This window comes from Psychromonas aquatilis (assembly GCF_038155185.1).
Lineage (GTDB): Bacteria > Pseudomonadota > Gammaproteobacteria > Enterobacterales > Psychromonadaceae > Psychromonas > Psychromonas aquatilis.
In genome coordinates this window covers 1-227 of sequence record NZ_JBAKAZ010000279.1, presented here as the reverse complement: position 1 = coordinate 227, position 227 = coordinate 1, and the positions used below count along the sequence as shown (strand labels likewise).

Here is a 227-nt window from a genome sequence, read left to right as displayed (position 1 = left end):
TTCAAGTGCATCTGCACCGGCTTTAACTAAAGTATCAATAATGTTCATAGATTGTTCGCGGTCAGGATCGCCAACTGTCACAAATGGGACAAAGGCACCGTGGTTCGCTGCTTCTAGTTTTTCAAATAATTTTGCGTATCGCTGTGCCTGTAGATCATGTGCCATTAGATCATACCTCTCTGTTCAAATATGTCTGCGACGGGGAAGATATCTTTATCACCACGTCC

1 protein-coding gene is annotated in these 227 nt (G+C 43.6%); it reads right to left on the bottom strand.

The annotated features are described in order from the left end of the window. Positions 1-165: tryptophan synthase subunit alpha (locus tag V6256_RS15560; RefSeq protein WP_341599143.1), on the bottom strand; the 165-nt coding region annotated here is incomplete at its 3' end. Positions 166-227: the final 62 nt, after the last annotated feature.